The organism is Leptolyngbya sp. GB1-A1 (assembly GCF_039962475.1).
In the GTDB taxonomy this organism is placed as follows: domain Bacteria; phylum Cyanobacteriota; class Cyanobacteriia; order Elainellales; family Elainellaceae; genus Leptolyngbya_A.
Map to the genome: position 1 here is coordinate 1 of NZ_JAMPLI010000081.1, position 10,000 is coordinate 10,000.

Here is a 10,000-nt window from a genome sequence, read left to right on the forward strand (position 1 = left end):
TATGGTACGGTGGACCCACCCTGACCCATCCCGAACTCAGGTGTGAAACGCTGAAACGGCGACGATAGTTGGAGGGTTGCTTCCTGCAACAATAGCTCGATGCCAGGGTAATTATGAAGTTAGAAGCCTCTCTTGCGTTTGCAAGAGAGGCTTTTGCGTATGAGTAATTTGCCTTACTGAAATGAAACAGGAAGACGGCATGGAAGACTGGGATGTATTTGGATTACACCGAGCTGCAATTTTGTCTCTAGTGAATCCGAAATCCCAGCTCAGACGTACTGTAAGCAGATTGGATGAGTTCGGATGCATAGCTGAACCATCTTAAATTTGACAAACAGCTGTACTCCGTTCAGAGGTAAAGATATGAAAACCAGAATTTCAAGCATCAGATGCATGCTGAGTTTATTTGTGTTGCTGTCTGGAGTTGCTTTGCCTCAGATTGCCCGAGCTGGTCATACCAATGCGGTGCTGTCAACAGAGCTAGATGGTGAAGCGGAAGTTCCTAGTAATGCTAGCAATAACCGCATGGTAGGCGACCCGGATGGAATGGGGTCAGCTTATGTGTTTGGCGTAGATGGTGATCCAAAAACTCTATGTTATGTTCTGGAAGTCTCAGAACTTCAGTTAGTTCCAGTTGGTGATGGAATGGCTGCCCATATCCACGAGGGAACAGCTGGTGAAAACGGACCAGTTGTGGTGGCCCTGGCTGGACCAGAAGATGGTAATGCCGGCGACTGTTTGACCGAGGGTGAAGAAGGCAAGTTCCCTACAGGCGAAGCAGGACTTGTTCAGCGCATTCTGACCAACCCGGAGAACTTTTATATTAATGTGCATAACCCTGAGTTTCCAGATGGGGCAATTCGAGGGCAGCTAATGGCTATTGATTAAGCCTAATGGCTATTGATTAAGCCTAATGGAGACTGGTGCAGATATTAAGGTGAGGTATCTACGTTGCGTTCGACTTTGACTACGGGCATCGTTCGCCCCACCTATTGAGTGAATTTGCTCATCAATATTCCTCAACCAGGCTTTCTAGCTCCTGCAATAGCTTTTCTAATCGCCGCTGCTTTTTGGGGTCATCTAGCCCCTGCTTCACCTTGCGGGAAACAGACACCAAGCGATCGCTCAAAGTTGGCTTTTTTTCAGCCGTCGAAGTCAGGTCTTGGAACCGCTCCTTAATCTGCGTCAACGATAGATTTTGGGCGATCGCCTCCTGTAAAAGCTTTTGCCGCAATGAGTCATCTTTTAGACGTGAAATTGCCCTTGCTTTGGTATATTCCAACTTGCCCCGGCGCAACACCTCTAGTACATCTGGGGGAAGCTTCAGCAGTGGAAGCCTTGACGTGCGAAAACTCTCAGGCGTAATCCCAACGGTTGACTTTAGAATTTTGGCGATCGCTTCTATTCGTCGGGAAACATTGACCGATAAATCAGTTCCCTTTTTCTGAGCTGTTGCCATCTGAGTCAGTGCATCCAGAATTTTCTCCCGGCTGCACTGTAGATTAAGGGTTAGTAGCTCCAGTAATCCCTCGGTTTCCTCAACTGGGTTGAGGTCTTCCCGCTGCAAGTTTTCCACCAGGGCAAGCTGCACTGCACCCTGGTCTGATAACTCCCGTACTACGATCGGAATCTCTTTCAGCCCAGCCAGTTGAGACGCTTTGTAGCGACGCTCTCCGGCAACTAATTCATACTTCCCATCCGGCAGGGGACGCACCAGAATTGGTTCCAGAACCCCATGCTGCCGAATCGATGTCGCCAAGTCTTCTAACTTCTCCGAGTCAAAATATCGCCGGGGCTGCTTCGAGGGAAGGAGGATATTTTCGATCGCGATTGAGTTTATAGCAGCCGCATCTCCAGAGGCAGAGGTAATCTCAGGCAAAGAACTGAGAAAAGCTTTAACCCCGCGCATCTCCGGCACAACTCGCTTCTTACTCATGCCAACGCCTCCAACTGAGTAGCGATCGCCTCCAGAACCTTTACGGCTGGATGACTGGAACTGTATCGAACAAGGGGCTGATGTTCCATTGAAGCATCCGCAAAGGCAGTTGCACGCGGAACTGGGGGAAAGACCGTTGTGATTGCGCCAAGCTGCTCCTGAACTGCCCCCAGAATCATTTTATCTTGAGCATTGCTTGCAGCATAAATCGTAGGCACAACTCCTGCTATTTCTAACCCCGAATTGACGTAAGACTGCACCTGCCGAATGCTATCTAACAGCAACTCCGTTCCCTTATAGCTCTTGTACTGCGTCTGAATCGGGATCAGCACATGGGTCGAGGCAACTAAGCTGAGGACACTCAGAATCCCTAAGCTAGGCGGAGAATCAATCAGAACAACATCATATTGATTTAGAATCGGCTCTAAGACTCGCTTCAATCGCCATTCTCGCGCCATTGCAGAAGTAAGCTGCATCTCCGCGGCACTCAACATAATGTTAGAAGGCAATAGATCCATTCCATGAATACCAGGGTGAATCGCTAATGGAGCTTCATTCAACATCGAGTTGGCGATCGTCTGCTCCAGCTCAGCAGGTTCCAAGCCCATGAAAACAGTCAGGCTCGCCTGCGGATCCATATCAATCAGCAGCACCTTCCGACCATGCTGAGCCATGTGATAGCCCAAATTCATGGTTAGTGACGTTTTCATTACGCCACCCGACTGGTTATAGATGGTGATTACCAGAGCCACCGAACTCACCCGGTAAACGCTATCCAAAAGTTTAAGCGAGATCGGGTGAGTTTACTCACTGCTTCAAGCCCTCAAGGAGCAATGTTTCCTGCAAGGGGTCAATTGCTCTCTCCAGCACAGCGATCGGAATAATCTTCCTCAGTTCCTCTTGAGCCTCGATACAATCAGCTTCCTGCCACAGTTGCCGCACATCCTCAATGGTTTCTGGAGAATGCCACGCTTTAAGAAACTGGAAGGAGGTCGGGGGCGGATCACCCGTCTGTTTTTCTATATTAGACAGGAGGGGAGATCCAGCACCTACGGTTTGATCGCGCTTAGCTTTACGCTGTTCCAGAATCGCGATCGCCTCCCGCCAGGACAGAAGATGCAATCGGTAAACCCTCAGCTTCTCGCCCTCATACCCTGATACGAATCGAGACCAGCGAAAATCAGTTTTGATGCCCAGTTGCGATAGAAGCTGGTGGATGATTTGCACATCGCTCATCTCTTCAGTAATTGTGAGTTTAAGGGCTTGCTTAATCTGGGTTGCCCATTTCCTGGCTTTGGTCGCATAAGGGCAGAGGTCATACCGGGTCCATTCTTTGTCCTGGTTCAGAAAATCAGTTAGCCCGAGCTGCTCTCGTAAGGCTCGACGGAGCGCAGCACTGGAGATATCCCACGGACAGAGCGATTGATTCCATCTCAGTTGATTGTCCAATGCCTTCACGGTGCGATCGATCGCCACACCAGGGTAGAGCAATTCCTCCAGGCTCCGCAGTTCCCCCCGTCGTCGCCCCTCCTTATCCGCCAGGATGTCCTCGATCGTGAGTTCGTCTAGACAATAGAACTCCTTCAGATAAAACTTGGCGATCGCCCGCTGCTGCTCTGGAGAAATACTCTCCTGCGCCTCCAGTTGCAGCACTTCGCTGATCGTCAAATCGTCTGCTGCCACAATACTCTCCGCGTCCAATTGCCGTAGCTCGTCGCGAGCAATCTTCAGCAGTTCGCCAATGTTGCCATTTGATTCTCGGTTCTGGATTGTCACCTGGTTGCCCTCCAAGCGAAGCCGCACGATTAACGCCTCTCGCAGTTGTAGCATCGATCGATTCTGGGCGGCAGCAATGCGGCAGTAAAAGTCGAGATGAGGATCAGCTTGCCAGTCATAGGCTTTGAGATCTGGGACATCTTCCCGCAGGGATGAGCGAATTAAGCTAACCGTGGCAGAAGTGCAGCTTTGCAGATGGGCTTTTAGCTCCAGAAAATTCGTAGACCGGGATGCTTTGCTATAGTTGCTACCCCGTTTGGCACACCATACCACTCGCTCCACCGGCTCCCGGACTCGTCCTAACGCCTGAGCCATATCTGCATCTGTGGAACTGACGCCGCTGAAGATGCCATAGACTTTAGCAATGATGCCCTGAGCTTCAATGCTGACTCCGGTGGACAGTGAGGGAGAGCAAATAATTACATCGAACTCACTCTGCTCCAGAACTGAGTCTGGGGTTTGGATGAAGGCTCGCTCAAACTCTCCACCCGATGTATCAGAATTAACCACCAGCACCCGCAACTGAGGAAACTGCTGCTCGATCGTCCTGGCCAGTGTCTTCGAGGTTGCCTTGCTGTCTGTCGCGACAAACAACACCTTGCCGGATTCCAGTGTCGCGATGTCTTCTAACAAGTCTGCCGTGATTGCAGTGCGATCAGGACACTGAAACATTTGTACTATGCATCCTTGCAGCTGGAAGTCGTTGCGAATCAGGAAGACAGGGCTTGTATCTTCCCTCAAGGCTTTGAGGTAGTGCAGCGTCGCATTATCCAGATCTGCATCGGCAACAATGACGCGACGAGCAACTCGAATTAACTGCCGGAATCGTGCTAGCAGGGCTGGGCGCTTGCCGTCTTTCGCGCAGGTACTAGAGGCCAGCAAGTGGCGAATTACCTGCACCGCTTCGTCAATCACCAAGTCGCAGCCCTTGAACTGCTCAGGGTCGATCGCCAGCAGAGAATCAACGACAAAGCTGATGCGGAGGGTGTAGGCAGAGCCAGAGATAAACTCTCCGTTCGCTTTATCTAGGTCGCCAATGTAATCCAGCTTCAATCGTTGGCTGAGGGAACGTTGCAGCGATCGCCGATGTCCAGCAGAGAGGACTTTCTCTAATCCCTCAACCTGATGAGCAATCCACTTGGTCTTTCCCGTTCCCTTGGGGCTGCACAGTGCGATTATGCCTTCCGCAGGGAGACGTTCTAGCTCCAGGGTAGATAAGTCAGCAGTCTGTAACCTGATCGCCGGCGTCCAGGTAAGCTGCTGGGCGAACTGCTGCCAGATGCGCCAGTGTTCCAGTAGAAGTGCCTCGGCGTTTGCTTTTTCCCAGGCTTCAACCCCGCAATTCACGATCAGGTCATCAATGCCCTTGCCGTCTTTGCCGTTCCACTGGGCGATCGCCACCGTTCCATTCGTTTGATGCAGCAGCCCGCCGAAGCGAGATAGCGCAACATTCACCCGCTGCCGCGTTTTGTCTTCTGCATCCTGGTCAAATGCTAGTACATGTTGCCTGCCCACCTGACAGAAGCGCAGGACCTCTGCAATCAGATCGCGATCGCCAAGCGCATCCTTGGAGTAGCCACCATTCACCCCATAAAGCGCGATTGCCACAAAGCCCAAGCTCAGGAGGGAGAGGGCTTTCTTACCGCCTTCTGTCCAGACGATCGGAATTTCAGGATGGGCAGCTAACCAGTCCCAGAATGAACCGTCTAAGGGAACATCGATGCTGTAGCGATCGGTAATTCTTTGTCGGATGGCAGGTGGAAGGTCGGGCAGAAAGGCTCTTGACCCGTTGCCAACTGGGGTTTCATACTTGCAAACCTTCCCTGTCTGGTTCACTCTGGGCTGACCGAGCTTTGCCTGCCAGCAAGAATCATCTTCATTCAAGAGCAGTGCGGCGACCGTTGCGATCGGTCTACTAATCCAAAAGCGGGTGTATTTCCAGTTCAGCGCATCATGGATCGGGGTTTCAAGCACTTCCCCGCGCTCGTAGATCAGGTCAGGAACTACTCGGACAGTGGCAGCAAACAGGACTGGGTCGATCGCGCTGCCGTGAATAAACTCTTGCTCGATTGCTTTACGGAACTGTTCTAGCGAGATGAAGGCTTGTGGGTTTGTGCCGTTTTCTTCGTTCCTTTCTGACCATGACAAATTTTGAGATGCAAAACCCTGTGGAGACGAGGAGACTCTCGTCCCAATCAATGAAATATTCATGGGGACGTTCTTAGTGCTGCGTGAATGGGTTGCTTGATTCGTGAGTTTTCCGGTGACCTAGGGGGTGAAGAATGAAGCGGGTTCCCAGCAGGCTTGAGAAAAATTGCAGCAACAATTGACGCACCGATCTGACAGTGTGCTATCTTTGTCTCAAGTCTGGGTGATTTTTAAACCAAAAATCCCCGCTGCTGAAAGAGTTACTTTTTCAGCGATTTGACCCCCTAGGGGGACTTATGAAAAACCAAATAGCCTGTGTAAGAACTAAAAACCGCTGGTAGTTGAGATTGGTCCCTCGTTAACCAGTGGTTTTTGCCTTTCTGCTACTGGTTTTTGTTTGTTTGAGCATTTGTTTGTTAGTTTCACCCCCTTGGCTAGGTGGACAAACTGGGTCTCTAGTGGCACTCGACCGATCGGGCTGAGGTGCGACTAATGTGCAAAGTATAGATCCGATCGCGTTTGAAAGAAAATCTGTGTTGCCCTAGATTACTACCTCGGCATCCTAATTTTTGGCTGAATCCGTTCTCTTGATTGGGCAAGAAGCCGGAGCTAGTGTACTTCTCCGCTCGGGGCTCGCGCTGAAAACCAGACCATTCTTCCCCTTTTCCTTTCATGGGCCAGCCGGCAAGCACAAGGTGATTGGCGTTCCCAGTGAGAGGGTATCGCTCATCCACTTCCTTTTCCGAGCTGGATGATTTGATTGGTAGTGAGCTTTAGTTCCTTGAACGTTTCACAAGGAATCGCCTCGTCCCCCATGAACTCTTGCTTGTCATAGCCGAGCCGCCCAACCAAAGGAAAAATGGCTCAAATTTAAGCACTATATGGTTAGGTGCTAGTATCCGATCCTGCAATGCAGGCAATGCTGTGTAATACGTTGCAAGGAACCGTAGGACACAGTATCGAAAAAAATTCCGGGCTGACGTTTGAGCAGCTTAAGGCTGCAGCTGAAAAAACAAGAATGAGGCGACTGCCACCGCGACCGCTCCAACACGGGCTATCAAAGTTGAGGTTCGAGCAGGATATTCAGGGGCAGTTCTAGGGAGATTGCAAGGAGTTCACATTGTTTCAGACTCTGAGTTAGTTCTCATGGCATCGGGTAACACGATCGCTTCAATCACCCCTATTTACACGAAAACTGGCGTAAGCGGGGCCCTTCCCTTGCTCCAGCAACCGTAAATCAAACGGATATGTTATTTACATGCTCAACGGCCACACTGCTGATTAACGCTTCATTAATAGAAAGAAATTAAATAGCTTTGAAATCTCTTACAGCAATCTTTGTCAAGTTCTAATAACTGAAAACTCTGGGAAACAAGCTACCCTTCAATGCCGAGGAAACTCCTCCAAGTTAAATATCCACTTCCAGTTCAACTTGGCATTGTATGGATAGGTATGCTTGCACAGGCGCACTCTTGGGCTATTAATATAACCAATTATTTCGAATTAAAAATACATGTTTCAAATCACAACGTTGATTATCTTTCTTCTCGATTTCTCCTCAATTGTATTTCCCATCGATTATCCCAGTAATTACACCTGTGCTGTTTGTTTGCAATACCTGTAGCACGTCAAAAGAAACCACACCACACACCTGGATAGGAAAATACTATGAGCAGCGAAAGCGGATGTCCGTTTGCGGGCGGAGGTCAGAAACATCAGCCTCGTCATAAACCATCGAACCGAGACTGGTGGCCGCATTATTTGCATCTGAACGTCCTCCACCAACACTCACCCCAGTCCAATCCTATGGGTGAGGAATTCAACTACGCTGAGGAGTTCAAGACTCTCGACTTAGCTGCCCTGAGGGCAGATATTTATGAGCTGATGACCACTTCTCAGGATTGGTGGCCAGCTGACTACGGTCATTATGGGCCGCTCTTCATCCGGATGGCTTGGCACAGCGCTGGCACGTATCGGATGGGTGATGGTCGCGGCGGTGCGGGCTCGGGTAGCCAGCGGTTTGAACCCCTCAACAGTTGGCCAGACAATGCCAACCTGGACAAGGCGCGCATGTTGCTTTGGCCAGTCAAGCAGAAATACGGCAAGAAAATTTCGTGGGCTGACCTCATGGTCTTCGCCGGCAACTGTGCCCTAGAGTCGATGGGCTTCAAGACGCTCGGCTTTGCCGGTGGGCGCGTGGACGTCTGGGCACCAGAGGAAGACATCTACTGGGGTTCTGAGAAAGCCTGGCTTGGCAATGAGCGTCACGAGGAGGACCGGGTGCTGCTGAACCCTCTCGCTGCCGTTCAGATGGGTCTGATTTATGTGAACCCGGAAGGGCCGGACGGCAACCCTGATCCGATCGGCGAAGGGCGCGATATTCGTGAAACCTTTAAGCGGATGGCGATGAACGATGCAGAAACGGTGGCGCTCACCGCTGGCGGACATACCTTTGGCAAATGCCACGGTGCGGGCGAGGCGACGCACGTGGGTCCTGACCCTGGGGGGGCCACCGTCATGGATCAGGGCCTCGGCTGGAAGAACGCCTTCAACACGGGTGTCGGTGTCGATGCGATCACCAGCGGAATCGAAGGCGCATGGACTCCTACGCCGACGCAGTGGGACAACAGCTATCTCGAAACCCTGTTCAAATATGACTGGGAACTGACGAAGAGCCCGGCTGGTGCGTGGCAATGGAAGCCCAAGGGCGACGCGGGTGCGGGTACAGTGCCCGACGCACACGATCCGTCAAGACGGCACGCCCCTATGATGACCACGGCGGACATGGCTATGAAGATGGACCCCATCTATGAGCCAATTTCGCGGCATTACCTCGAGCACCCGGATGAGTTTGCTGAGGCGTTTGCTAAAGCCTGGTTTAAGCTAACGCACCGTGACATGGGTCCTCGATCGCGCTATCTCGGTCCGGAGGTTCCTCAAGAAGAGTTCCTGTGGCAAGACCCCATCCCCGAAGTCGATCATGAATTGATTGATGAGCAGGATATCGCCGCCCTCAAAGCCAAGATCCTGGCTTCGGGACTGTCTGTCTCCCAACTTGTTTCGACCGCTTGGGCGTCGGCGGTAACGTTCCGCTGCTCCGACATGCGTGGTGGAGCGAACGGGGGGCGTCTTCGTCTCGCGCCGCAGAAAGATTGGGAAGTCAACCAGCCAGACCAGTTGGCAACAGTGCTGCCAACCCTGGAGGGGATCCAGCAGGAGTTCAACAGCTCGCAGTCTGGCGGAAAGTGGGTTTCAATCGCTGACTTGATCGTTCTGGGCGGCTGTGCAGGCATCGAACAAGCGGCGAAAAATGCCGGTCACGATGTGACAGTTCCTTTCAAGCCGGGACGCATGGACGCGTCGCAAGAGAAAACGGATGTCGAGTCCTTCGCGGTGCTCGAGCCAACTGCAGACGGGTTCCGCAACTACACCAGCGGCAAACACAGTGAATCGCTCGAAGAGTTGCTGGTTGATCGGGCGCAGTTGCTGAACTTAACAGCCCCTCAGATGACGGCTCTCCTGGGCGGCTTGCGCGTCTTGGGTGCAAACTTTGGAGGGTCCAAACACGGCGTCTTCACCGATCGACCAGAGACGTTGACCAATGACTTCTTCATCAACCTGCTCGACCTGGGCACGACCTGGAAGGCGGTCTCGGAGGAGGAATATGTGTTCGAGGGAAGCGATCGCAAAACAGGCGACCTCAAGTGGACCGCGACCCGTGTTGACCTCATTTTCGGCTCAAACTCTCAGCTCCGAGCCCTTGCGGAAGTCTACGGAGCTGAGGACTCGCAGTCGAAATTTGTAAATGACTTTGTGGCAGCGTGGGACAAGGTGATGAACCTCGATCGCTATGACCTTCGCGCAGTCTTAGCGAAAACCTCTGCAAGGAGTTTCTAGGCGTAACTTTAACCAATCATCGGTGATTCTAGGCTGAGGCTACGCAGACCTGCAGAAATCATGAACGCGGGTGGAAGCCAGAGACAAACATAGGGGCGGCATTTCAAGACAAGTTGAAACTCCGCCCTCGCTTTAGTCCCTTACGTCAAAGCTGCTAATAATCCAACCAACGCCCGAGGAGATCGTGTCGGTTCCTTCTCCTTACTACCTTCGATTACGCCTTCGGCAAACTGCGAAGCAACC

At 51.8% G+C, this 10,000-nt stretch carries 6 protein-coding genes (1 of these 6 cut by a window edge); 2 read left to right on the plus strand and 4 right to left on the minus strand.

Features of this window, described 5'->3' with window-relative positions; translation table 11 throughout:
* Positions 1-393: 393 nt before the first annotated feature.
* Positions 394-888, plus strand: coding sequence for a CHRD domain-containing protein (locus NDI45_RS29105; protein ID WP_348249862.1), 495 nt, complete (start codon positions 394-396; stop codon positions 886-888).
* A 121-nt stretch (positions 889-1,009) separates the two neighbouring features.
* Here NDI45_RS29105 and NDI45_RS29110 read toward each other — a convergent pair whose 3' ends face one another.
* Genes NDI45_RS29110 through NDI45_RS29120 form a run of 3 tightly spaced genes read right to left on the minus strand, consistent with a single transcriptional unit; the run spans position 1,010 to position 5,923 of the window.
* Complete coding sequence (locus tag NDI45_RS29110) at positions 1,010-1,936, minus strand: ParB/RepB/Spo0J family partition protein (RefSeq protein WP_348249863.1); 927 nt, start codon at positions 1,934-1,936, stop codon at positions 1,010-1,012.
* A complete protein-coding gene (locus NDI45_RS29115; RefSeq protein ID WP_348249867.1) occupies positions 1,933-2,688 on the minus strand; it encodes a ParA family protein in 756 nt (251 codons plus the stop codon). Before NDI45_RS29115 ends, NDI45_RS29110 begins: the two co-directional genes overlap by 4 nt.
* A 55-nt stretch (positions 2,689-2,743) precedes the next feature.
* Positions 2,744-5,923 carry a plasmid replication protein, CyRepA1 family gene (locus NDI45_RS29120; protein WP_348249864.1) on the minus strand — a complete coding sequence of 1,060 codons (3,180 nt, stop codon included), beginning with the start codon at positions 5,921-5,923 and terminating at the stop codon, positions 2,744-2,746.
* A 1,605-nt stretch (positions 5,924-7,528) separates the two neighbouring features.
* Between NDI45_RS29120 and katG the strand changes: the two genes are divergently transcribed.
* A complete protein-coding gene (katG, locus tag NDI45_RS29125; protein ID WP_348249865.1) occupies positions 7,529-9,757 on the plus strand; it encodes a catalase/peroxidase HPI in 2,229 nt (742 codons plus the stop codon).
* Between the two features lie 140 nt (positions 9,758-9,897).
* On the opposite strand, the gene NDI45_RS29130 is transcribed toward katG, so the two are convergent.
* Positions 9,898-10,000 carry the 3' portion of a hypothetical protein gene (locus NDI45_RS29130; protein ID WP_348249866.1) on the minus strand. It continues 50 nt past the right edge of the window, so only the last 103 of its 153 coding nucleotides appear in the window; its start codon lies beyond the right edge, outside the window — the gene reads right to left on this strand; the stop codon is at positions 9,898-9,900.